This window comes from Nakamurella sp. PAMC28650 (genome assembly GCF_014303395.1).
GTDB lineage: Bacteria > Actinomycetota > Actinomycetes > Mycobacteriales > Nakamurellaceae > Nakamurella.
Genome location: NZ_CP060298.1, coordinates 3,370,633 through 3,393,625 on the forward strand (window position 1 = coordinate 3,370,633; position 22,993 = coordinate 3,393,625).

General features: G+C 69.9%; 22 protein-coding genes. 17 read left to right on the forward strand and 5 right to left on the reverse strand.

Annotation, left to right across the window (positions count from 1 at the left end; all coding sequences use genetic code 11):
* Nucleotides 1-8: 8 nt before the first annotated feature.
* Nucleotides 9-308 carry an Rv2175c family DNA-binding protein gene (locus H7F38_RS15300; protein WP_370531377.1) on the forward strand — a complete coding sequence of 100 codons (300 nt, stop codon included), beginning with the start codon at nucleotides 9-11 and terminating at the stop codon, nucleotides 306-308.
* A gap of 5 nt (nucleotides 309-313) precedes the next feature.
* Here the strand turns inward: H7F38_RS15300 and H7F38_RS15305 are convergent, their stop codons facing one another.
* Complete coding sequence (locus tag H7F38_RS15305; protein WP_187090662.1) at nucleotides 314-1,429, reverse strand: polyprenyl synthetase family protein; 1,116 nt, start codon at nucleotides 1,427-1,429, stop codon at nucleotides 314-316.
* 40 nt (nucleotides 1,430-1,469) lie between these two features.
* Between H7F38_RS15305 and metF the strand changes: the two genes are divergently transcribed.
* From metF to H7F38_RS15325, 4 genes are read left to right on the forward strand one after another with little or no spacing between them, the layout of a single operon-like run.
* Complete coding sequence (gene metF / locus H7F38_RS15310) at nucleotides 1,470-2,387, forward strand: methylenetetrahydrofolate reductase [NAD(P)H] (protein WP_187090663.1); 918 nt, start codon at nucleotides 1,470-1,472, stop codon at nucleotides 2,385-2,387.
* A gap of 14 nt (nucleotides 2,388-2,401) precedes the next feature.
* Nucleotides 2,402-3,913 (forward strand): potassium/proton antiporter, encoded by a 1,512-nt coding sequence (locus tag H7F38_RS15315; protein WP_187090664.1) that lies wholly within the window; start codon nucleotides 2,402-2,404, stop codon nucleotides 3,911-3,913.
* A gap of 39 nt (nucleotides 3,914-3,952) precedes the next feature.
* Nucleotides 3,953-4,531 (forward strand): signal peptidase II, encoded by a 579-nt coding sequence (lspA, locus tag H7F38_RS15320; protein ID WP_255497996.1) that lies wholly within the window; start codon nucleotides 3,953-3,955, stop codon nucleotides 4,529-4,531.
* 41 nt (nucleotides 4,532-4,572) lie between these two features.
* A complete protein-coding gene (locus tag H7F38_RS15325) occupies nucleotides 4,573-5,454 on the forward strand; it encodes an RluA family pseudouridine synthase (RefSeq protein ID WP_187094747.1) in 882 nt (293 codons plus the stop codon).
* Nucleotides 5,455-5,457: 3 nt separating this feature from the next.
* Here the strand turns inward: H7F38_RS15325 and H7F38_RS15330 are convergent, their stop codons facing one another.
* Nucleotides 5,458-6,654 carry a hypothetical protein gene (locus tag H7F38_RS15330; protein WP_187090665.1) on the reverse strand — a complete coding sequence of 399 codons (1,197 nt, stop codon included), beginning with the start codon at nucleotides 6,652-6,654 and terminating at the stop codon, nucleotides 5,458-5,460.
* A gap of 150 nt (nucleotides 6,655-6,804) precedes the next feature.
* Here H7F38_RS15330 and dnaE point away from each other — a divergent pair, with 150 nt between their 5' ends.
* From dnaE to H7F38_RS15345, 3 genes are read left to right on the forward strand one after another with little or no spacing between them, the layout of a single operon-like run.
* On the forward strand, nucleotides 6,805-10,335 hold the full coding sequence (gene dnaE, locus H7F38_RS15335; RefSeq protein WP_255497998.1) for a DNA polymerase III subunit alpha: 3,531 nt from the start codon (nucleotides 6,805-6,807) through the stop codon (nucleotides 10,333-10,335).
* On the forward strand, nucleotides 10,332-10,847 hold the full coding sequence (locus H7F38_RS15340; protein WP_187090666.1) for a DUF2567 domain-containing protein: 516 nt from the start codon (nucleotides 10,332-10,334) through the stop codon (nucleotides 10,845-10,847). The genes dnaE and H7F38_RS15340 overlap by 4 nt, the downstream gene beginning before the upstream one ends.
* A 3-nt stretch (nucleotides 10,848-10,850) precedes the next feature.
* On the forward strand, nucleotides 10,851-11,918 hold the full coding sequence (locus H7F38_RS15345; protein WP_187090667.1) for an NAD(P)-dependent oxidoreductase: 1,068 nt from the start codon (nucleotides 10,851-10,853) through the stop codon (nucleotides 11,916-11,918).
* Here H7F38_RS15345 and H7F38_RS15350 read toward each other — a convergent pair.
* Complete coding sequence (locus H7F38_RS15350; RefSeq protein ID WP_187090668.1) at nucleotides 11,896-12,909, reverse strand: sensor histidine kinase KdpD; 1,014 nt, start codon at nucleotides 12,907-12,909, stop codon at nucleotides 11,896-11,898. The two genes, H7F38_RS15345 and H7F38_RS15350, sit on opposite strands and share 23 nt — an antisense overlap.
* An 87-nt stretch (nucleotides 12,910-12,996) precedes the next feature.
* Nucleotides 12,997-14,355, reverse strand: coding sequence for a hypothetical protein (locus H7F38_RS15355; protein ID WP_187090669.1), 1,359 nt, complete (start codon nucleotides 14,353-14,355; stop codon nucleotides 12,997-12,999).
* Nucleotides 14,356-14,482: 127 nt separating this feature from the next.
* Here H7F38_RS15355 and H7F38_RS15360 point away from each other — a divergent pair, with 127 nt between their 5' ends.
* Genes H7F38_RS15360 through H7F38_RS15380 form a run of 5 tightly spaced genes read left to right on the forward strand, consistent with a single transcriptional unit; the run spans nucleotide 14,483 to nucleotide 18,060 of the window.
* Nucleotides 14,483-15,172 carry a glycosyltransferase family 2 protein gene (locus H7F38_RS15360; RefSeq protein WP_187090670.1) on the forward strand — a complete coding sequence of 230 codons (690 nt, stop codon included), beginning with the start codon at nucleotides 14,483-14,485 and terminating at the stop codon, nucleotides 15,170-15,172.
* A complete protein-coding gene (locus H7F38_RS15365; protein ID WP_187090671.1) occupies nucleotides 15,169-15,852 on the forward strand; it encodes a DUF2064 domain-containing protein in 684 nt (227 codons plus the stop codon). Before H7F38_RS15360 ends, H7F38_RS15365 begins: the two co-directional genes overlap by 4 nt.
* 26 nt (nucleotides 15,853-15,878) lie before the next feature.
* Nucleotides 15,879-16,475: a class I SAM-dependent methyltransferase gene (locus H7F38_RS15370; protein WP_222618105.1), complete on the forward strand. Its 597-nt coding sequence runs from the start codon at nucleotides 15,879-15,881 to the stop codon at nucleotides 16,473-16,475.
* Complete coding sequence (locus H7F38_RS15375) at nucleotides 16,472-17,641, forward strand: molybdopterin-dependent oxidoreductase (protein ID WP_187090672.1); 1,170 nt, start codon at nucleotides 16,472-16,474, stop codon at nucleotides 17,639-17,641. Before H7F38_RS15370 ends, H7F38_RS15375 begins: the two co-directional genes overlap by 4 nt.
* Nucleotides 17,641-18,060 (forward strand): hypothetical protein, encoded by a 420-nt coding sequence (locus tag H7F38_RS15380; RefSeq protein WP_187090673.1) that lies wholly within the window; start codon nucleotides 17,641-17,643, stop codon nucleotides 18,058-18,060. The genes H7F38_RS15375 and H7F38_RS15380 overlap by 1 nt, the downstream gene beginning before the upstream one ends.
* Here H7F38_RS15380 and H7F38_RS15385 read toward each other — a convergent pair.
* Nucleotides 17,990-18,745 (reverse strand): NUDIX domain-containing protein, encoded by a 756-nt coding sequence (locus H7F38_RS15385; protein ID WP_187090674.1) that lies wholly within the window; start codon nucleotides 18,743-18,745, stop codon nucleotides 17,990-17,992. The two genes, H7F38_RS15380 and H7F38_RS15385, sit on opposite strands and share 71 nt — an antisense overlap.
* Nucleotides 18,746-18,788: 43 nt before the next feature.
* Between H7F38_RS15385 and nadA the strand changes: the two genes are divergently transcribed.
* From nadA to H7F38_RS15405, 4 genes are read left to right on the forward strand one after another with little or no spacing between them, the layout of a single operon-like run.
* Nucleotides 18,789-19,781, forward strand: coding sequence for a quinolinate synthase NadA (nadA, locus tag H7F38_RS15390; protein ID WP_187090675.1), 993 nt, complete (start codon nucleotides 18,789-18,791; stop codon nucleotides 19,779-19,781).
* Nucleotides 19,781-21,373: an L-aspartate oxidase gene (locus H7F38_RS15395; protein ID WP_187090676.1), complete on the forward strand. Its 1,593-nt coding sequence runs from the start codon at nucleotides 19,781-19,783 to the stop codon at nucleotides 21,371-21,373. Before nadA ends, H7F38_RS15395 begins: the two co-directional genes overlap by 1 nt.
* Nucleotides 21,370-22,266, forward strand: a complete 897-nt coding sequence (gene nadC / locus H7F38_RS15400) for a carboxylating nicotinate-nucleotide diphosphorylase (RefSeq protein ID WP_187090677.1) — start codon at nucleotides 21,370-21,372, stop codon at nucleotides 22,264-22,266. The genes H7F38_RS15395 and nadC overlap by 4 nt, the downstream gene beginning before the upstream one ends.
* A complete protein-coding gene (locus H7F38_RS15405) occupies nucleotides 22,263-22,988 on the forward strand; it encodes a carbon-nitrogen hydrolase family protein (protein ID WP_187090678.1) in 726 nt (241 codons plus the stop codon). Before nadC ends, H7F38_RS15405 begins: the two co-directional genes overlap by 4 nt.
* The last annotated feature ends 5 nt before the right edge of the window (nucleotides 22,989-22,993 follow it).

Here is a 22,993-nt window from a genome sequence, read left to right on the forward strand (position 1 = left end):
TCCCGGACATCGCGTCCACCCTGGGAATCATCGTGACCCGGGTGCACGGCCTGCTCCGCGAGCGTCAGCTGGTCGCCACCCGGGTCGACGGGGTACTACGGATCCCGGCCGAATTCATCCAGGACGGCGCCGTGGTGAAGGGCCTGCCCTCCACCATCACCCTGCTGTCCGACGCGGGGTACAGCGACCCGGAGATCATCGACTGGCTCTTCACCGCGGAGGAATCGCTCCCCGGCCGCCCGATCACCGCCCTTCGGGAGAACCGGGGCCGGGAGGTCCACCGCCGGGCCCAGGCTGCGGGGTTCTGACCTGATCAGCGGTCGCGGGCCGTCGCGGCCAGGGCCAGCCGCCGCAGCTGTTCCCGGGCACCCGCGCTGATCAGCGCCCTCCCGGTGTCGTCGAGAAGATCGAGCGTGCCGATGCCGCTGGCCAGCAGTTCGTCGATCCTGGTCTCGATGTCCGCCGGGGCGGTGGTGCCGGCCACCATCTGCGTCAGGTGCTCCACCCGGATCGGCGACAGCGCGGTGCCGACACCGGCGTCGAGCTCGGCCAGCAGGGTGGGTTGCTGCGCCAACGCCGATCTGGCCATCGCCAGCAGGACGGTCTTCTTGCCCTCGACCAGGTCCCCGCCGGCGGGCTTGCCCGTCACGGCCGGATCGCCGAAGACACCCAGCAGGTCGTCGCGCAGCTGGAATCCGATGCCGATCGCCTTCCCGTACTCCCGCAGCGCGGCGATGGTGGCGGGTGATCCGTTCGCCAGCGCCGCCCCCAGGTGCAGCGGTCGCTCGACCGTGTAGGCGGCGGTCTTGTAACGGTTGACGATCATCGCATCGGCGGCGGCCACCTCCGGATCGGATGACTCGTCGGCGGAGATGCGCAGGTCCAGCAGTTGGCCGGCGAGCACCTCGGTCCGCATCGCCCGCCAGGCCGCCAGCGCCCCAGCCGGGTGACCGAGTTCCACGAGGCCATCCGCGAACAGATCGTCGGCCCAGGCGAGTGCCAGGTCGCCCAGGAGCAGGGCCGAGGACAGGCCGTAGTGCTCGCCGTCGCCCGACCAGCCGTGGTCGGCGTGCAGCTTCTGCACCGACCGATGGACACTCGGCCGGCCCCGCCGGGTGTCGGATCGATCGATGATGTCGTCGTGCAGCAGCGCACAGGCCTGGATCAGCTCGAGCGCGGCTGCCGCTTTGATCACACCGGGCGGTGGTGCGGTGAGGCCACCGGTCTCCTGGGCGGCGACCCATCCCCAGCACAGGAACTGCGGGCGGAGCCGCTTGCCACCGGCCCGGATGTAGCCGATCAGCCGGTCCACGTCCGCCGACAGGCGTGAATCGATGGCCGTGACCTCGATCCTCCTGGCCGCCAGTTCGGCGGACAGGACGGTTTCGACGGCGGCGGTCGGATCTCCGATGCTCGGGGAGGGATGCACGCCGCCCAGTCTGCATCAGGGGGACCGATAGGCTGCACCCATGGTGACCGTCCGCGAGCGTCTGGCCGCGCCAGGCCCCCACTTCTCGGTGGAATTCTTCCCGCCCCGGGACGATGCGGAGGAGTCGACGCTCTGGCTCGCCATCCGGCGGCTGGAGCCGTTGCGCCCCGCGTTCGTCTCGGTGACCTACGGCGCCGGCGGCTCGCGTCGTGACCGCACCATCCGGATCACCGAGCGGATCGCGGCCGAGACGACACTGCTGCCGGTCGCGCACCTGACGGCGGTCGGCCACTCGGTGGCCGAGCTGCGTCACGTCATCGGCTCCTATGCCTCCGTCGGCGTGCGGAACATCCTCGCGCTCCGCGGGGACCCGCCGGGGGAGGACCCGTCGGCGGAGTGGATCGCCCACCCGCAGGGCCTGCACCACGCCAGTGACCTGGTGGCGTTGACCCGGTCGCTGGGCGACTTCCACGTCGGGGTGGCCGCCTTCCCGGACATGCATCCGCGGTCGGCTGACCTGGCGTCCGATACCAGGTACTTCGCCGAGAAGGTCGCTGCCGGAGCGGACTACGCGATCACCCAGATGCTCTTCTCGGCGCAGGACTACGTGGGTCTGCGCGAGCGGTCGCTGCAGGCCGGCGCAGACATCCCGATCCTGCCGGGGATCATGCCGGTCACGTCCTACACCCGGCTGATGCGCATCATCGAGCTGTCCGGGCAGCGGGTCCCGGAGGATCTGGCCGGACAGCTGCACGGGGTGCAGGGCGATGCCGCGGCCGGTCGGGAGATCGGTATGCGGCACGCCATCGCGATGTGCGAGCAGTTGCTCGCCGAGGGTGCGCCCGGCCTGCACTTCTACACGTTCAACCGCTCCAAGGCGACCCTCGAGGTGCTCACGGCCCTGGGGATGACGCGCTCGAGTGGCCCGACCGGCCGGATCCCCGCCCTGCAGACCTGACCTGAGGGAGACCGATGGACCTGGATACCGTTCAACGGGCATTCGGGCTGTCTTCCCTGGTACTGCTGGTGGCGCTGATCGCGATCCGGCTCTCCCGCCGCCTCGGGCTGCCGTCGTTGCTGCTCTACCTCGGCATCGGTCTGCTGCTGGGCAACCGCGGCCTCGGGATCGAGTTCTCCAACACGATCCTGACGGAGCAGCTGGGCCTGGCGGCCCTTGTCTTCATCCTCGCCGAGGGCGGGCTGACCACCCGGTGGGCGAACGTCCGCCCGGTGCTCGGGCTGGGTGCCGCCCTGGCCACCGTCTCGGTGGTGATCAGCGTCGCGGTGGCCGGTGCGGGGGTCCACCTGCTGCTGGGCACCCATCTCGGTCTGGACTGGCGTACCTCCCTGCTGTGGGGTGCGGTGCTCTCCAGCACCGACGCGGCCGCGGTCTTCTCGGTGTTGCGCGGGGTCGGGGTCAAGCCCCGGCTGGGGGCCGCCCTGGAGTTGGAGTCCGGACTGAACGACGCGCCGGTGGTGATCACCGTGCTGCTGCTGGCCGGGATGACCCCCCTCCGGTGGACCGATCCCCTGCTGGTGATCTACGAGCTGCTGGCCGGCGCGCTGATCGGCGCCGCCGTCGGGTTCATCGGCGCCTGGGGCCTGCGCCGCGGCGCCCTGCCGGCCGCCGGTCTGTATCCGCTGGCCACCATCGCCCTGATCGGTGGGGCCTACGCGGCCGGTCAGTACCTGCACGCGTCCGGCTTCCTGGCCACCTACGTCGCGGCCGTCATCCTGGGCAATTCACGGCTCCCGCACCGGGCGTCCACGCTGTCGTTCGCGGAGGGCTTCGGCTGGATCGCCCAGATCGGGTTGTTCGTGCTGCTGGGCCTGTACGTGGATCCCTACGAGCTCCCGGCCGCGCTGCTACCGGGCGCGGCGATCGGCCTGCTGGTGCTGGTGGTGGCCCGTCCGCTGTCGGTGGTCGCAGCCGCGCTGCCGTTCCGGATGCCATGGCGCGAACAGGCTTTCCTGTCGTGGTCCGGTCTGCGCGGTGCCGTGCCGATCGTGCTCGCGCTGATCCCGTTGATGCTGCGCGGCGATGCCCAGTCCCGGTCGATGGTCAACATCATCGTGGTGGTCGTCGTCATCTACACCTTGGTGCAGGGCACCACCCTGCCGTGGGTGGCGCGGAAGCTGGACGTCATCGCGCTGGGCCAGGCCACCGAGATCCAGGTCGAGGCCGCGCCGCTGGAGGAGATGAAGGCCCTGGTGCTGCAGGTCACCATTCCGCCGGCATCGCGGATGCACGGCGTCTACCTCTCGCAGTTGCGACTGCCGACCGACGCGGTGGTCGCCTTGATCGTCAGGGACGCGCTACCGGTGCCGGTGGCCCCGACGGTGCGGCTGCAGGCCGGTGACCAACTGCTGATCGTGACACCGGAACGCAATCGGTCGGCGACCGAACGAAGGCTGCGGGCGGTCAGCCGGGGTGGCGCACTGGCCACCTGGTTCGGCGAGCGGGGTGATCCGGCCAGGACGTAGCGGTCGGGCGCAGGCCCGAATGTTTGGGACACTGGGGTGGTGAATCTTCCCGAGGAGCCGGCCGAACCGGTCGCGGCCGAACCGCTGCGACCCCGGCGGATCGGCCTGGTGACGGCGCTGGCCCTGGTCGTCATCGCGCTCGATCAGCTGACCAAGCTGCTGGTGGTGGCCGATCTGGATCCCGAGGGTGCCCCGAAACGGATCCTGGGCGGCGTGGTGTACCTGTCGGTGATCCGCAACGCGGGCGCGGCGTTCTCCACCGCCACCGGGGTCACCTGGGTGCTCGCCCTGGTTGCGATCGCGGTGGTCGTGGTGATCATCCGGATGGCCCGCAAGCTGCGCTCGACCGCGTGGGCGATCGCCCTCGGCCTGATCCTGGGCGGCGCGATCGGCAACCTGATCGATCGGATCTTCCGGTCACCCGGCTTCCTGCGGGGCCATGTCGTCGACTTCATCTCGCTGTTCGAGCCGGACGGTCGTCATTTCGCCGTCTTCAACCTGGCCGACTCCGGGATCACGCTCGGCGCGGCGGCACTGGTCCTGACGGCCTTCGCCGGGATCGACATGGACGGCCACCGGGCCAGGGGCAGGACCAAGAGAACCGAGGCGCAGAAGTGACCGACCACCGTGAACTCCCGGTACCGGACGGGCTCGACGGCATGCGCGCCGACGCAGGCCTGGCCCGGCTGCTCGGGATCAGCCGGACCACCGTCGGCGCGATGATCGAGGACGGGGGAGTGCTGATCGACGGCTCGACCGCCGTGAAGTCCGACCGACTGGCGCCGGGTATGTGGCTGGAGATCACCCTTCCGGCCCCGGTGCTCCCGCTGGTGGTCGTGCCGCAGAAGGTGGACGGGCTCGAGATCCTCTACCAGGACGCCGATATCGTGGTGGTCGACAAGCCGGTCGGGGTCGCCGCCCACCCGAGCCCCGGGTGGAACGGCCCGACCGTGCTGGGCGCGCTGGCGGCACTCGGCGTCACCCTGGCCACCTCGGGTTCGGCGGAACGGCAGGGCATCGTTCATCGTCTCGACGCCGGTACCACCGGAGCGATGGTGGTGGCCAAGAGCGAGCGCGCGTACTCGGTGCTGAAGGACGCCTTCCGGGACCGGACGGTGGAGAAGATCTACCACGCGATCATCCAGGGCTATCCGGATCCCAGCGGCGGGACCATCGACGCGCCGATCGGCCGTCACCCGAAGTCGGATTGGAAGTTCGCGGTGGTGGCCGGCGGTCGGGACAGCATCACCCACTACGAGACACTCGAGGCGTTCCGGTCGGCGACCCTCGTCGAGGTGCACCTGGAGACCGGTCGGACACACCAGATCCGGGTGCACTTCGCGGCCATGCACCACCCGTGCGTCGGCGACACCACCTACGGAGCGGACCCGGCGCTGACCGCCCGGCTCGGTCTGACCAGGCAGTGGCTGCACGCCTACCAGTTGGCCTTCGCGCATCCCGGCGACGGCCACTGGATCCAGTTCACGTCGCCCTACCCAGCGGATCTGGTCAAGGCCAAGGAGATCCTGGAAGCCGGTTGACGGTCAGGCCGGCCCGAACCCCCAGCTGACGGTGCGGTTGGCCAGGTCCGGCCGGACGCTCCAGCGCACCTCGGCCACCTCCGTCGCCGCGGGCACCAGGAAGACCGTCCATCCGGAGCCGTGCGCCCCGGCCGGAACACCGACCCGGTGCGCCGGGAACTGCGCGACCGCCATGGCGGCCTTCTGCAGGATGCTCCCGGTGCTCGACACCAGGACCAGGTACAGGTCGGGGAGCGACTCGTAGTCGATCGGCCCCTGGTTGCCGATCGCGGTCTGGACCAGCAGGGCCCGCTCGCCCTGATCCAGCACGTATCCCGCCTGGGTCAGGATCTGGTCGGCCGGGTCGACGATCTGCTGCAGCGAGATGCTGAGGTTCTCGCCGAACAGACCGGCGACGTTCTGGGTCGGCTGCCCGGAGATCATCACCCGCCGGGTCGGGGAGGGGGCGTCGTCGGTCACCGCATGACGCGACGTGGCCGGGGGTGGGTCGCCCGCGTCACCGGGGTCGCCCGGGTCGGTCGGTTCGGGCGATCCGCCCGGTTCGGGCGGCGGGTAGGCCTGGGTGAGTTCCGGCGAGGGTTCCTCCGGTGGGGCCGGGGCGTCGTCCGTCCTGGCCCAGGAGGCAGCACCGGGGACCCCCCACGTCGCGCCCGGTCCGGTGGCCGGGCCCGCTGCGACCGGGGCCGGCTCCTCGGCGGCCGGTGGGGGCGTGCCGAACGGGGGCTGCCCGAGCGGGACGGCTCCGGCGATGGCCTGTTCGTGGGGCGGTACGGCCGATGCCGGCGGGAGGGGTGCCGGGGGGAGGGGTGCCGGGGGTGGTGGTGGTGGCACGACCGGGAGCTGTTGCACCGGTGGTGGTTCGACGGGGACAGGGACGGGCGCGGGTGCGGCGGCGGCGGGCGCGGGCTCGGCGGCGGCGGGCGCGGGTTCGGCGGCGGCGGGCACCGGGAACCCGCCGGTCGCGGGACCGGCCTGCGCGATCTGCCACAGCAACTGCCGGTCGCCCTCGGCGACCAGGCGCAGCGGCAGGCCCCGCTCCGCCATCGTGACGAACCGGTCGGCGGCCTCGGCCTGGCTCATCCGGGCGTTCCAGGCGGCCTGGGGCAGGCCGATCGTTCCGTTGTTGATGATCTCGGCCAGGAGCCGGAGGTCGTCGGTGTCCGGCACAGGACGTCCGGCTGGCTGATCGGGTGTCGTCACCGGAGGGACGCTACCCGCCGGGACCTCGAGCCGACTGTCGGGGCGGCGTGTTAGAACGGTGTCGGTCGTCGGCGAAGCTGCGGAACTGAGATGATGGCCGGACAGATTCGAGCAGCATCCGCACCGAGAATCGTCGAAGGAGGCCGTCAGTTGTCCGGGATTTCAGGCGATTCCTTCGTCCATCTGCACGTACACACCGAGTACTCGATGCTGGACGGCGCGGCCCGGCTGGGGCACCTGTTCGAACGGGCCGGCGAGATGGAGATGCCGGCCCTCGCGATGACCGACCACGGCAACGTCTTCGGCGCACACGATTTCTACAAGCAGGCGCGGGCGGCCGGCATCAACCCGATCATCGGCCTCGAGGCGTACGTGACGCCCAACACGTCCCGGTTCCACAAGAAGGGCGTGCGCTGGTCCGAGGGCGGCGACGACGACGTCTCCGGTTCCGGTGCCTACACCCACATGACCCTGCTCTCGGAAACCACCGAGGGCATGCACAACCTGTTCCGGCTGTCGTCGCGGAGCTCGCTCGAGGGCTTCTACTACAAGCCCCGCGCCGATCGGGAGTTGTTGAACCAGTACGCGAAAGGGCTGATCGCCACCACCGGCTGCCCGTCCGGTGAGGTGCAGACCTGGCTGCGGATCGGCAAGTACGGGAACGCGCTCGCCTCGGCTGCGGAATTCCGGGACATCTTCGGCAGGGAGAACTACTTCGTCGAACTGATGGATCACGGGTTGTCCATCGAGACCAGGGTGCATTCGGGTCTGATGCGGATCGCGAAGGATCTGGAACTCCCGATGATCGCGACGAACGACCTGCACTACGTCGATCCGGCGGACGCCGACTCGCACGAGGCGCTGCTGTGCGTGCAGTCCGGGAAGACGATGGACGACCCGAACCGGTTCAAGTTCGACGCGCGGGACTTCTACCTCAAGTCCCCCCGCGAGATGCGGGAGCTGTGGGAGGGCAAGTTCGACCTCAAGGAGGCCTGCGACAACACCCTGCTGATCGCCGAGCGCTGCAAGGTCGAGTTCGACGAGGACTCCTCCTACATGCCGCGCTTCCACGTGCCAGACGGCGAGACCGAGCAGAGCTGGTTCGTCAAGGAGGTGCAGATCGGGATGAACGCGCGCTTCCCGAACGGCATCCCGCCCGAGTGCCAGACGCAGGCCGAGTTCGAGATCGGCGTCATCACCGGGATGAACTTCCCCGGATATTTCCTGGTCGTCGCCGATTTCATCAACTGGGCCAAGACGAACGGCATTAGGGTCGGTCCCGGTCGTGGGTCCGGCGCCGGCTCGATGGTCGCCTACGCCATGCGGATCACCGACCTCAACCCGTTGCAGCACGGGCTGATCTTCGAGCGGTTCCTCAACCCCGAGCGCGTGTCCATGCCCGACTTCGACGTCGATTTCGACGAGCGCCGCCGCGGCGACGTGATCCGGTACGTCACCGAGAAGTACGGCGACGACCGGGTGGCGCAGATCGTCACCTACGGCACCATCAAGGCCAAGCAGGCGGTCAAGGACTCCGCGCGGGTGCTCGGCATGCCGTTCTCCGTCGGCGACCGGATCACCAAGGTGATGCCCGCTCCGGTGATGGGCAAGGACGTGCCGCTGTCCAAGATCTTCGAGCCGAGCGACGCCCGGTACTCCGAGGGGGCCGAGTTCCGGGCGCTGGTGGAATCCGACGTCGACGTGCGCCGGGTGGTCGACATGGCGAAGGGACTGGAAGGTCTCAAGCGTCAGTGGGGCGTGCACGCGGCCGGGGTCATCATGTCGTCCGAGCCGCTGCAGAACCTGATCCCGATCATGAAGCGGGAGCAGGACGGCGCGATCATCACGCAGTTCGACTATCCGACCTGTGAATCGCTGGGTCTGATCAAGATGGACTTCCTGGGCCTGCGGAACCTGACGGTCCTGGACGACGCGCTGATCAACATCAAGGCCAACCGCGGAGAGACGATCGTCCTGGAGGATCTGTCCCTGGACGATCCGAAGACCTTCGAACTGCTGGCCCGCGGCGACACCCTCGGCGTCTTCCAACTGGACGGCGGCCCGATGCGGGCGCTGCTCCGGTCGATGAAACCTGACAATTTCGAGGACATCTCGGCGGTCGGCGCGCTCTACCGACCGGGTCCGATGGGTGCCAACTCCCACAACGAGTACGCCGACCGGAAGAACAACCGCAAACCGGTGGTCCCCATCCACCCGGAGCTGGCCGAGGCGCTGTCGGAGATCCTGGGCGACACCTACGGACTGATCGTCTACCAGGAGCAGGTGATGGCGATCGCGCAGCACGTCGCCGGCTACTCCCTCGGTGCGGCCGACCTGCTGCGCCGCGCGATGGGCAAGAAGAAGAAGTCGGAACTGGACAAGCAGTTCGCGAACTTCTCGGCCGGGATGACGGATCGCGGTTTCTCACCGGCCGCCGTGCAGACGCTCTGGGACATCCTGCTGCCGTTCTCCGACTACGCCTTCAACAAGGCGCACTCGGCCGCCTACGGTCTGGTCTCGTACTGGACGGCGTACCTGAAGGCGAACTATCCGTCCGAGTACATGGCGGCGCTGCTGACCTCCGTCGGGGACGACAAGGACAAGTCGGCCGTCTACCTGGCCGAGTGCCGGAACATGGGCATCAAGGTCCTGCCGCCGGACGTCAACGCGTCGGAGAAGAACTTCGCCCCGGTCGGCACGGACATCCGCTTCGGGCTGTCCGCGATCCGCAACGTCGGCGCCGGAGCCGTCGCGTCGCTGATCGCCACCCGCAAGGCCAAGGGCGACTTCGCCGACTTCTCCGACTTCCTGTCCAAGGTGGAAGCCGTGGTGTGCAACAAGAAGGTCGTCGAGTCGCTGATCAAGGCCGGTGCCTTCGACTCGCTCAAGCACCCGCGCAAGGGGCTGCTGATGGCCCATGCGGAGGGCATCGACCTCTACATGAACGTGAAGAAGGCGGAGGCCGCCGGGCAGTTCGACCTCTTCGGCGAGATGAGCGCCGAGGACGTCGGCGGGTCGCTCACCGTCACCGTTCCGGACACAGAGTGGGACCAGAAACTGCTGCTCGGTTTCGAGCGGGAGATGTTGGGGCTGTACGTCTCCGGTCATCCCCTGTCCGGGATCGAGCACGTCCTGTCGGCCCAGTCGGACGCGTCCATCCCGGACATCATCGACGGCACGGTCCCGGACCGGGCCACCGTCACGGTGGGCGGCATCCTGACCGGTCTGCAGCGGCGGCTCACCAAGAAGGGCGACCCGTGGGCCTCGGCCCAGCTGGAGGATCTGGCCGGCGGGGTCGAGGTCGCCTTCTTCCCCAAGGTGTACGCCGAGTTCGCCCTGAGCCTGGCCGAGGACGCCGTGGTGCTGGTCAAGGCCAGGGTGTCCCGGTCCGACGACCGGCTCAGCCTGCACGCCCAGAGCGTGGTGCTGCCGGACCTGTCCGGCCCGTCCAGCAAGGGCCCGATGCAGGTCACCATGAGCGCCACCAGATGCACCCCACCCGTCGTCGACCGGCTTCGCGAGGTGCTGCAGAACCATCCCGGCACCACCGCGGTCCACCTGCGCCTGATGAACGGGGCCAGAGCCACCACGCTGCGCCTGGACGACGGTCTGCGGGTGACCTGGACGTCCGCGCTGATGGGTGACCTCAAGGCCCTCCTGGGTGCGGATTGCCTGGCATGAACGAGGAGTTGAGGCTCTGGCGGTCCGGTGCCGTCGTGGTCGGTGGCGCGGTGATCGTCGGTGCCCTGCAGGGGTGGCTCTGGTCCCGGATCGCGCCGGGTGAGCAGTTCTTCGTCAACACGGACGGATCGTTCGGCGGCCTGCCGACCGAGTCCTACCACCAGTTCACGTCGATCGCGATCTTCGCGCTGATCGGGTTGGTCGTCGCGGTCGCCGCCGCCACCCTGACCTGGCACTGGCGCTCGGTGCGCGGCGCCGCCATGGCGCTGGTGGTGGTCGGGGCGAACGGGTTGGGAGCGCTCACCGCCTACCTGCTGGGCCGGGTGCTGGCCAGTGGCATCGATCCGGCGACCGTCGGCAACAGCAGCACCGCATCGATCGTGACGGCGGCGCCGGTGCTGGGCAACGTCATGGTCGTCGTCGTGCAGCCGGCCATCGCCATCGCCGTGTACACCTTCCTGGTCGCCTGGAACGGACAGCCGGGGCTGGACCGCCCGCAGACTGCCGCCTGATCGATGCGGGTACTGCTGACCGGTGCCGCCGGCTTCATCGGGTCGACCATCGCCGACCTGCTGCAGGCCAGGGGCGACGAGGTGGTCCCGGTCGACCTGCTGCTCCCCAAGGCCCACGGCGTGCAGACCCCGCAGTGGTGCCCGGAAAACCTGGTCGTCGGCGACATCCGGGACTCCGAGCTGGTCGATGGCGTCCTACCCGGCGTTGACGTCGTCTGCCATCAGGCGGCGATGGTCGGCCTCGGCGTCGATGCGGGCGACGCTCCCGACTACGCCGGGCACAACGTGCTGGGCACCGCCGTCCTGCTGTCCGCAATGGCGGCCGCTGGTGTGCGATCACTGGTGCAGGCGTCCTCGATGGTCGTCTACGGCGAAGGCCGCTACCGCTGCGCCGAGCACGGCGACGTCCGACCGGGGCCACGACTTCCGGAGGCGCTGACGGCCGGCGAATTCGAACCGCCCTGTCCGCGGTGCGGCGCCCACCTGCAGTGGGCCACCATCTCCGAGGACGCACCGCTGGACCCGCGGAACACCTATGCGGCCAGCAAACTGGCACAGGAACATTTCGCCGCCGCCTGGGCCCGGCAGACCTCTGGTGCCGTGACATCACTGCGCTACCACAACGTCTACGGGCCGCGGATGCCGCGGGACACCCCCTACGCCGGAGTGGCCGCGATCTTCCGATCAGCGCTGGAATCCGGACGCGCACCGCGGGTCTACGAGGACGGCGGTCAGATGCGCGATTTCATCCACGTGCACGACATCGCGGCGGCGAATCTCGCGGCCATCGACCGACTCGCTGCCTCGAGGCCACCGTCAGGCGGAGAAGTGCTGGCCTGCAACGTGTCTTCCGGCGATCCGCACAGCGTCGGCGACTTGGCGGTCGCGTTGGCCCGCGTGATGGGCGGCCCGCCGCCGCTGGTGGTCGGCGGAGGACGGCCGGGTGACGTCCGGCACGTGGTGGCCGACCCGGCGCTGGCTGCTGACGTGCTCGGCTTCCGGGCCACCGTGCCCTTCGACACCGGCGTCCGGGAATTTGCGACCGCCCCTATGCGGCCACCGGCAGCCTGACCTCGAAACGGCAGCCATCGCCGTGGTTCTGGACGGCGATCCTGCCGCCGTGGGCCTCCACCAGACCTCTGGCGATGGCCAGTCCCAGCCCGGCCCCCGCGGCATCGGGCATCGGCGAGCGGGCCTGCGAACCGCGGAAGGCCACGTCGAACACCTTCGGCAGGTCGGGTTCGGCGATTCCGCCGCAGCTGTCCTGCACGGCCATCCAGGCCTCGCCTCCGTCGACGCCCGCCAGGAGCGTGACCGCCCCGTCCTCGGGGGTGTGCCGGACCGCATTCACCAGGAGGTTGCGGAGCACCCTGGTCAGTTCGGCGTCGGAACCCGAGACGGTCGGCCACCCGCCGTCGGCCCTGGCGTTGAGGACGACCCGGCGCTTGCGCGCGGAGGGCGCGGTGGATTCCATCGCATCGGCGACCAGACCTTCGACGGCGATGTCGTGGAAATGAAGCTTCAGCGCGCCGGCATTGATCTTGGACAGCTCGAAGAGGTCGTCCACCATGTCGGAGAGCCGGATGCTCTCGGTGTTGATCCGCCTGGCGTAGTCGGCGATCTCCTGGGGGTCGACCACCACCGCGTCCTCCAGCGCCTCGCTCATCGCCCGGATCCCGGCCAGTGGGGTCCGGAGGTCATGGCTGACCCACGCCACCAGCTCACGCCGCGACGACTCTGCGGCCCGTTCGGTGGCCCGTTCCGTCTCGGCGGTCATGCCCGCGATCGCGATGCGCCGGCCGAGGAGCGCCGCAGCGGGCACCACCGCGACGGCGATCAGGCCGCAGGTCACCGCCGTCCACCGCAGTTGGGTGGTGAACATGAAGCCGCTGATCGACACCACGAAGGCCAGGACGGAAAGGATCGGGATCGCGACAAGGGCAGCGATGTTGACGGCCACTGACCGCCCCCGGAGCAGAGCGAGCACCCCGAGTTCGATGGCCACGGTGATGACGCAGGCCACCATGGCCCACGGCAGGATGTGCAGTACGTCGGTCCACATGTCAAGCTCCCGTCGTCGTGTTCAGCGGGACCGACGAGTGCCGACGGAGCTCCCGGCACCTCTTGGGTCGACCGTGTTGTCCATGATTCACCAATAGGTCAGCTCCAGGTGATTGACCAGCAGTGCGATGACGATCTGCAGCCCCAGGGCGAGGGGCACCAGCCGTCTCGGGAGCAGCGCCAACGAGGCGATCAGCCAGAATGCGAATGGCAACCAGATCCTCTCGGTCTCGGCCTTGGACAGGCCGGTGAGGTCCGCGACCACGACGGCGGCGCCGGCGGCGAGCGAAAGTGCCGCCGGCACGAAGGTTTCCCGGTCAAGGCTGCGCCGCCTGGCCCTGGCGGCGATGAGCGCCGCCCGACGGAGCCCGGCGGCGACGGCCGGACCAGCCGACAGGGTGAGGGCGGCCGGGTTGGCCCAGACGTAGTAGGAGTAGGGCCGCAGACTCGCGACCCCCTGGTAGTACCGGATGGTCACCAGGCGCTCGCCCTGCAGCCAGTCGAATCCGGCCAGCGTGAAGGCGGCGGCGACCACGACGGCACCGGCCAGCGTTGCCGGCCAGACCCGGCGGTGGGCCGAGAGGGCGAGCGCCGTCAGGACGACGGCCGCGATCAGCACCAACCCGTAGGAGAGGTAGGCGGTGCAGCCGAGCAGCAACCCGCCGCCGCCGGCCATCAGGACACTGCGCCGCCGACTGCCGATCACGGCCAGCGCAACGCCCCAGGCTGCGACGCCTGCGAAGAGGCCGTCGGCCGACACCCCCACCCAGACGGCTCCGGGGAAGAAGACGGCGAAGGGCAGGATGCGGCGTGCAGCATCAGGCGCGCCGAGGTCGCGAACCGTCAGGCAGACGGCCACTCCGGCCGATGATCCGACGGCGATCACCATGGCTCCGGCCCATCCGCCGCCGCCCAGCCCGATCCGGTCCAGCACCAGGAACACCAGCGTGGCACCCGGCGGATGGCTGGAGACATGGGTGGTCCAGGAGCCGGGCTGGAAGTCCAGGATGTGCCTGGTGAATCCCCGCAGGAACTCACCCACGCCGCCGATCCGGGGCAGGTCGTGAAGGTACTCGTTGTCGGTGGTCAGCCGGTCCACCCAACCCCGTTGCCAGCCGTCGACCAATGCCAGCGACGAGGTCCAGGCAATCGCGGCGACCACCGCGAGCGGACCCAGCCTCCGCCAGGGCAGGGATGCGGAAATTCGCACGGCGTAGATCATCCCGAGAATCCCGAGGGTGATCGCAAATGGCGACCCGATGCCGAGGTGCGGCATCACCCGCGAGAACAGCGGCGGTGCTTGCAGATTCAGCGGGACGCCTGCGTCGAGCAGCGCGTAGCCCACCGCGCACGCCACCGCCACCAGTGCGATCGCGGCGGCCACGGCCATCAGATCGCCGTGTTCGGCCCGCGTCGGAGGGGGAGTGGTCAGTGGTCGGTCGGTCATCTCCACCGCACCCTAGACAGGCGGCGGGGCGATCGGCAGCTTGGGATGCGGACGAAAGAATTCGGAAAGGATTCGGTAATCCGCGGGCGCCGTATTCGAGCCTGATCTCCCCATAGGTTCTTGAGCCATGAACCCCTCAGAAAAGTCGGTCGAGGTGATATTCCCGTGCCTCGACGAACTGGCGGCGTTGCCCGCGGTGCTCGCCGCTGTGCCGGCTGGATATCAGATCATCCTGGTGGACAACGGATCCACCGACGGAAGTGGCGAGTTGGCCCGGCGTCTGGGCGCCACCGTGGTGGTGGAGAGTCGCCGTGGATATGGCGCTGCGGTGCACGCCGGGCTGGCCGCCGCCACCGGGGAGGTGGTGGCGGTGATGGATTGCGACGGTTCGCTCGACCCGGCCGAACTCCCGGCGCTGGTCGCTGCGGTGCTCAAGGGCGGCTGCGATCTGGCCGTCGGTCGCCGGCTGCCGGTCCAGCGCCGGAGCTGGCCGTGGCACGCCCGGATCGGGAACAGGGTGCTGGCCATGGTGCTGTCGCACTCGTCGAGCAACCTGTCGCTGGCCGATCTCGGCCCGGTGCGGGTGGCTCACCGGCTCGATCTGCTGGCGCTCGAGGTCGGTGACCGCCGCAGCGGCTATCCCGTCGAGACGCTGACCAGAGCCGCTCGCGCGGGCTGGCGGATCCAGGAGTTCGACGTCAGCTACCGTCGCCGGGCCGTCGGCACCCGCTCCAAGGTGTCCGGATCGATCCGCGGGACCGTGATCGCGACGGGCGACATCCTGCGGATCGTCCGTCGCGAGCGGGTGGCGGCATGAACCCGGCCACGGTGCTGGTGATGGCCAAGGCGCCGGTCGCCGGCCGGGTGAAGACCCGGCTCTGCCCGCCGCTGCTGCCGGCCCAGGCCGCGGATCTGGCCGCTGCCGCTCTGCTGGACACCGTGAGTTCGGTGGCCGCCACAGTGGACGCCCGCACGGTGGTTGCGCTGGACGGCGAAGTCCGCCATGCCCGACGCGCCGGCGAGCTGCGGGCTGCCCTGGCCGAGGTGACCGTGATCCCGCAGCAGGGGAACAGTTTTTCAGCACGGTTGGTCGCCGCGCACATCGATGCCGGAGGCGACGGACCCGTGCTGCAGATCGGGATGGACACGCCTCAACTCACCCCGATGATGCTGACATCGGCGATGGCCGTGCTGCGCGCGCCGCAGGTGGACGCGGTGCTCGGCCCGGCGAGTGACGGCGGCTGGTGGGCGCTCGGTCTGAGAGCGGCCGTCCATGCGCGGGTGCTGCGCGACGTGCCCTTGTCCCGTCACGACACCGGTGAGCTGACTCTGTCGGCGCTGCGTGCCATCGGTCTCCGGGTGGAGATCCTGCCGACCCTCACCGATGTCGACACCTTCACCGATGCCATCCGCGTCTCGATGATCGCCCCCGGCACGCTGTTCGCGGCCGGCGTCCGCAAGCTCCTGACCGAGAACAGATTGCGAGCCGCATCTTGAATGCCCTGAGCGTGTACGAATCGGCATTGAGGGGCGGTTCGGCCTCCCTGGTGAACCAGCACGGCCGACACCGGGCCCTGCCGATCCCGCTGTGGGCCGGAGACGCCTGCGGCGCAGACGAAGTACTGCTGGAGAAGTGTGTCGGCCCGACGCTGGACGTGGGGTGCGGTCCCGGGCGGATGACCGCCGCGCTGACGGCCCGTGGCACAGCCACCCTGGGCATCGACATCTCGGCCCTGGCCGTCGACCTGACCAACGCCCGCGGCGGACTCGCCCTGCAACGGAGCGTCTTCGATGACGTCCCCGGCGAGGGCCGGTGGTCGCACCTGCTGCTCGCCGACGGCAACATCGGCATCGGTGGGGATCCGGCGCTGCTGTTGCGGCGATGTGGGCAACTGCTGGCCGCCGGCGGCAGCATCCTGCTGGACGTCGACCCGCCCGGGTCCGGGGTGCTGGTGGAAAGGGTCCGCATCGAGCGCGACGGGCACAGCAGCGGTTGGTTCCGGTGGTGCTGGGTGGGCGCGGAGGTGCTGCCCGATCTGGCCGTACCGGCCGGCCTTGCGGTGGTGCGCACCTGGCTCGCTGCAGACCGCTGGCAGGCGCAGTTGGTGAAGAAGCGATGAGCCTCACCGAGCGCCGGCCGCGGCCGCCGCGGCCGACCGACTATCCCTCCCGGCTGCACTCGGAGCGCCTGGCCGCGCGGGTGGGTCTGTGGCTCGGCGGCGCTTTCGCGATCTGCTTCGTCACCGGGTTGCTGAGCCACCTGATCCAACACCCGCCGGAGTGGTTCGGCTGGCCGAGCAGGCCGGTCTGGCTCTACCGGATCAACCAGGGCGTGCACGTCAGCACCGGGATCGCCTCGATCCCGCTGCTGCTGGTCAAGCTCTGGACGGTGTCGCCGCGCTTCTGGCAGTGGCCGCCGATCACCGGCATCGTCAATGCGCTGGAACGGCTCTCGATCTTCGTGCTGGTCGGGGCGGCGTTCTTCCAACTGATCTCCGGTCTGCTCAACGTGGCCGAGTGGTATCCGTGGACGTTCTTCTTCCCGCCCGTGCACTTCGCGATCGCATGGGTGGCGATCGGCGCCCTTGCCGTGCACATCGCGGTCAAGCTGCCGGTCATCCAGCGGTCTCTTGCCGGATCGGCCGACGACGATCCGCACCCCGTGACGGAGGGGGAGCCGCCGGCCACGCACGCCGGGCCGCTGTCCCGCCGAGGGCTGCTGGCCCTTGCCCTCGGTTCGGCGGGGGTGGCCGTCATCGCCACGGTGGGGGACAAGATCCCGGCGTTCCGAACGGTGTCGGTGTTGGCGCAGCGCAACGGATCCGGACCGCAGGGGCTACCGATCAACCGCACCGCCGGGGCCGCGGGCGTCACCGCGGCCGTCAGCGATCCCGACTACGCACTGGTCCTCAGCGGTGCCGGGGGTGACCACCGACTGACCCTCCGCCAATTGCAGGCGATGCCGCAGACCACCGCCACTCTGCCGATCTCCTGCGTCGAGGGTTGGTCGCAGTCGGCCACCTGGACCGGCGTCCGGCTGCGCGACCTGCTCGCGCTGATCGGTCCCGGCACTACCGGCGGGGCCAGGATGATCTCCGCGGAGGACGGCCTCTACGGACAGAGCATGGTCACTGCTGACCTCGCCGCCGACGACCTGACCCTGGTAGCGCTCCGGCTGGAGGGCGAGCCGCTCGATCTGGATCACGGATTCCCGGCGCGGTTGATCGCACCGAGCAGACCCGGTGCGCTGCAGACGAAATGGCTCACCAGGATCGAAGCGCTGTGATGAGGTGGATCAGAGCGGCCCTGCTGGTGATCGGCATCGGGTGCGTCGTGGTCGGTGCCCGATTCCTGCTGGAGCGTTCGCACCAGGAGGTCATCTCGGCGGCGATCTGGTTCACCTTCCCGGCGGTGCTGTCCGATCTACTGCTGCTCCCCGTAGCGGCCGCGGTCGGTCACGTGCTGACCAGGGGACTGGCCCCGTGGGCCAGGCTGCCGGCCCAGGCGGCGGCCGTGCTGATCGGCACCCTCCTGCTGATCGCCGTGCCCTACCTGGCCAGACCCGGCCTGCACAGGGACAATCCGACGCTGCTGAACCGCGACTACGTGCTGGGCTACCTGGTCTACGTGGCGATCATCGTGGCGGCGGCTGCCGGGTGGGCCCTTCTGCGTCGCGTGGCCGGAACGCCGCGAACGGATCCGTGACCCGGAGTTCGGCGATGGTGAACCGGTGCAGCGCGGCCGGGCGCCCGCCGACCGGATTGCGCGGCCCGGTGGTGCCGGTCGGCGCGAGCATGCCGCGCCGCAGCAGGATGCGGTGGAGGTTCGTCGGGTCGACGTCGTGGCCGAGCGCCGTGGCGTAGATCCGGCGGAGTTCGGCGACGGTGAACTCGGCGGGCGCCAGGGCGAACCCGATGTTGGTGTACGAGAGCTTCGCCTGCAGTCGGCGGTGCGCCTGGTCGATGATCCGTCCGTGGTCGAAGGCCGTCGACGGGAGTGCTCCGACCGGGTGCCAGGCGGTGTCCGGGGGCAGGCTCGGGTCGGCATCCAGGGGGACCAGTCCGAGGAAGCCGGTGGCGACCGTACGGGCGTCGGGCATCCGGTGTGGTGCAGAGAACACTCCGATCTGTTCGAGGTGCGACACCCGGGTGAGATCGACCTTCTCGGCGAGCTGGCGACGGGCCGAATCGTCCACGTCCTCGGCCGAGAGCAGCATTCCTCCTGGTAGGGACCATTTCCCGGCGTCCGGTTGCTGCCCGCGCTGCCAGAGCAGCACGTCCAGCGACGCTCCGCCGTCCTTCGTCGGCCGCACCGTGAAGACGGCGGCGAGCACCTCGACGAGTGTGTCCTGCAGATGGCCGGGGAATGACGGGCTGCTACCATGAGTCATGTTTTCGATTATAAGTCGAAAACCCCTGGCAGGAGGACGCGACATGTCGGCACCCACCCTCGATGTTCCAGGCTCGCTGGACTGGGTCGAGGAGATCCATCGCCTGGCGAAGGACCGCGACGCGGTCATCCTGGCGCACAACTACCAACTCCCGATCATCCAGGACGTCGCCCACCACGTCGGCGACTCGTTGGCGCTCTCACGGATCGCCGCCACCGCGCAGCAGTCGACGATCATCTTCTGCGGTGTCCACTTCATGGCCGAGACCGCCAAGATCCTCTCCCCCGAGAAGACCGTGCTGATCCCCGACGAGGCTGCCGGCTGCTCGCTCGCCGACTCGCTGACCGTCCAGGAGCTCCGCGCCTGGAAGGCCGACAACCCCGGCGCCGTCGTGGTTTCCTACGTCAACACGACCGCTGCGGTGAAGGCCGAGACCGACATCTGCTGCACGTCCTCCAATGCGGTGGAGGTCGTCGATTCGATCCCCCGTGACACTCCGGTGCTGTTCGGACCCGACCAGTTCCTCGGCGCCCACGTGCGCCGGGTCCTGCAGCGCGACAACATCAAGGTCTGGGGCGGCGAGTGCCATGTGCACGCCGGGATCAACGGTGCCGAGCTGTCCGCCAAGGCCGCCGCCCACCCGGACGCCGATCTGTACATCCACCCCGAGTGCGGATGCGCGACGAGTGCCCTCTACCTGGCGACCAGCGGCGCAGTCCCGAAGGAGCGGATCAAGATCCTGTCGACGGGCGAGATGGTCACCGCCGCAGCCACTTCGTCGTCCCGATCGGTCCTGGTCGCCACCGAGATCGGGATGATCCACCAGTTGAGGCGGGCGGCCCCCGGGATCGACTTCCTGGCCGTCAACGAGAAGGCGTCCTGCCGGTACATGAAGATGATCACCCCTGAGAAGCTGATGCGATCGTTGTTGGAGAACCGCGACGAGGTGCACGTCGATGCGGTCACCGCCGCCGCAGCCCGCGGAGCCGTCGAGCGCATGATCGCCATCGGCTCCTCCGGCGGAGGTGGCGAGTGATGCCCGACTGGGAGGCCAGATCCCAGGTCGTCGTCGTCGGTACCGGTGTCGCCGGGTTGACGTGTGCGATCGACGTGGCGGCCACCGGCGTTTCGGTGCTGCTGCTGACCAAGGGCGCGCCGGACGAGGCCAACACCTACTGGGCCCAGGGCGGCGTGGCCGTGGTCCGCAACGAGCGTGACGCCGGTGACTCCGTCGGTGCCCACATATACGACACCCTGGTCGCCGGCGGTGGCCTGTCCGATGCCGCCGCGGTCGGGATGATCCTCACCGAGGGCCCGGCCGCGGTGGCCGGACTGGTGGCCAGGGGAGCCCACTTCGACGCCGGGCCCGACGGTCTGCTGCGGACACGCGAAGGTGGCCACTCGGCGAACCGGGTGATCCACGCCGGCGGCGACGCCACCGGCGCCGAGATCGAACGGTCGCTCCTTTCCGCCGACGGGCTGCCCGGCATGCTGACCGGGCACCAGGTGCTGGACGTCGTCCGGAACGCGGCCGGCCGGGCCGTCGGCGTCACCGTCCTCGCCGAGGACGGCACGGTGGGTCTGATCAGGGCCGATGCGGTGGTGCTGGCCACCGGCGGCGCCGGGCACCTGTATGCGGCCACCACTAACCCGGACGTCGCCACCGGCGATGGCCTGGCCATGGCCCTCCGGGCCGGCGCGGCACTGGCCGACCTGGAGTTCATGCAGTTCCACCCGACCGTGCTGTTCACCGGCGGCGGGGTGCGCGGCCACCGGCCGTTGGTGACCGAGGCCGTCCGCGGCGAGGGCGCCGTGCTGATCGACGCCACCGGGGCCAGGGTGATGGCCGGCGTCCATCCCCTGGGGGACCTGGCTCCGCGGGACGTGGTGTCGCTGGCCATCACCCGCCGGTTGGCCGGTGCGCCCGGCGGCGTGCGCGATCACGTGTTCCTGGATGCCACCGGGATTGCTCCGGACGTCTTCGCGCGGCGTTTCCCCACCGTGTCGGCGGCGTGCGCCGACGTCGGGATCGACCCGAACACCCAGCCCATCCCGGTCGCGCCGGCCGCCCACTACCACTGCGGCGGTGTGGTCACCGATCTGTTCGGCCGCACCACGGTGCCCGGCCTGTACGCGATCGGCGAGGTCGCCCGGACCGGCCTGCACGGTGCGAACCGCCTGGCCTCCAACTCCCTGCTGGAAGGTCTGGTGATGGGCGAACGCGCGGCCGCCGTGCTGCCGCGCGAGCTGGAAACCGGGCACGATGACCACGATCTGGTCCTTCCCGAGCTTCCGTCGTGCTCGGCGGAGGGCCGCGACGACGCCCAGGCCTTGATGAGCGCCCACGCCGGGATCGGCCGTGACGCAGCAGGTCTGGCCACCGCCGCCGCCGCCATCAGGGCCCGGCCCACGACCACCGCGAGCCGTGCCACCGTCGAGGCGGCGAACCTCGCCCTTGCTTCGCAGGCGCTGCTCGCGGCGGCAGTCGCCCGCACGGAGTCCCGGGGATGCCACGTCCGGACCGACTTCCCGGCCGCCTCGCCGGACCGGGCGACCTCCGTCGTGGTGGAATGTCGGGACGGCATCCTGTCCACCCACGTCGGGGATCTGGGGAGGGTGACGGCATGACGCCGGACGAATGGTCGCCCCGGACCCGCACGGCACTGGCGGACGCCGGGCTCGACCAGGAGACGGTGGCTGCCGTGGTGACCCGGGCGCTGGACGAGGACTTCGCCGACGGCCCGGACGTCACGACGACCGCCACCGTGCCGGCCGACGCCGTGGCCGGGGCCGCCATCACGCCGCGTCAGCCGGGGGTCCTGGCGGGCGGACCGGTGGCGATCGCCATCTTCGACGCCATCCTCGGGCCGGGCAACTTCACCTTCGAGCTGGTCCCGGACGGGACCTTGCTGGTTCCGGGTGTGCCGGCGATCCTGCTGCGGGGCAGGGTGTCCGGCATCCTCACGGCGGAACGCACTGCGCTGAACATCCTGACGCACCTGACCGGGATCGCCAGTCTCACCAGGCAGTGGGTCGACGCCGTGCACGGGACCGGGGCGCGGATCAGGGACACCCGCAAGACGCTGCCCGGCCTGCGCGCGCTGGAGAAATATGCCGTCCGGTGCGGCGGTGGCGTCAACCACCGGATGAGCCTGGGCGACGCGGCCCTGATCAAGGACAACCACGTGGCGGCAGCGGGGTCTGTGCGGGCGGCCATCGACGCTGTACGTTCCGTGAGACCGGATATCCCGCTCGAGGTCGAGGTGGACACATTGGCGCAGCTCGACGAGGCCCTTGACGCAGGCGCCCAACTGATCCTGCTCGACAACTTCCGGCTCGCCGACACCGTGGAAGCCGTTCGCCGGACCAGGTCCGGCCATCCCGGCGTGATGCTGGAGTCCTCCGGTGGGCTGGCGCTGACGGACGCGGCGGCCGTCGCCGCGACCGGCGTCGACTATCTGGCCGTCGGCGCCCTCACCCATTCATCGCCTGCTGTCGATCTGGGTCTGGACCTTCGATGAGCGGAGCCCGGGAACCGCTGCGCATCGCCGCCGTGCAATGCCTTTCGCACCCCGGGGACATCGCCGGCACCGTCGCCGAACACGCCCGGCAGATCGACGAGGCCGCCGAGCTCGGTGCCGACGTCGTGCTGTTCCCTGAGCTCTCGCTCACCGGCTACGAGCCTGACCTGATCGATCTGCACGGCCTCCGGATCACCCCGGACAGCGCGGTGCTGCAACCGATCTCGCTGATCTGCCAGCGGCGCAGGGTGCATGCCCTGGTCGGGGCGCCGACGGCGAGCGGGTCGCTACCGCAGATCGGAGTGCTGCACATCGACCCCCGCGGGGCCGTGCGGCAGATCTATGCGAAGCAGCATCTGGCCGTCGGCGAGATCGGCATCTTCAGTGCCGGTACCTCTCCCGGTCGGCTGACCGTCAACGGCTGGAAACTGGCGATGGCGGTCTGTGCGGACGCTGCCATGGAGTCGCACGCGGCCGCCGCGAGCGAGTCCGGAGCCGATGCCTACCTCGTCGGCGCTCTGTTCGTGATCGGTCGCGAGAAGCAGATCGACGTGCAGATGCGGCAGGCGGCGAGGAAGGGCATGTGGGTGGTGCTCGCCCAGTACTCCGGCGGAACCGGCGGCGGTCCGGCCTGCGGACTTTCCGGCGCATGGCGACCGGACGGCCGCGAGGTGACCCGGCTGGGCGCCGGCCCGGGTATTGCCCTTGTGGATCTCACCTAGGCTGG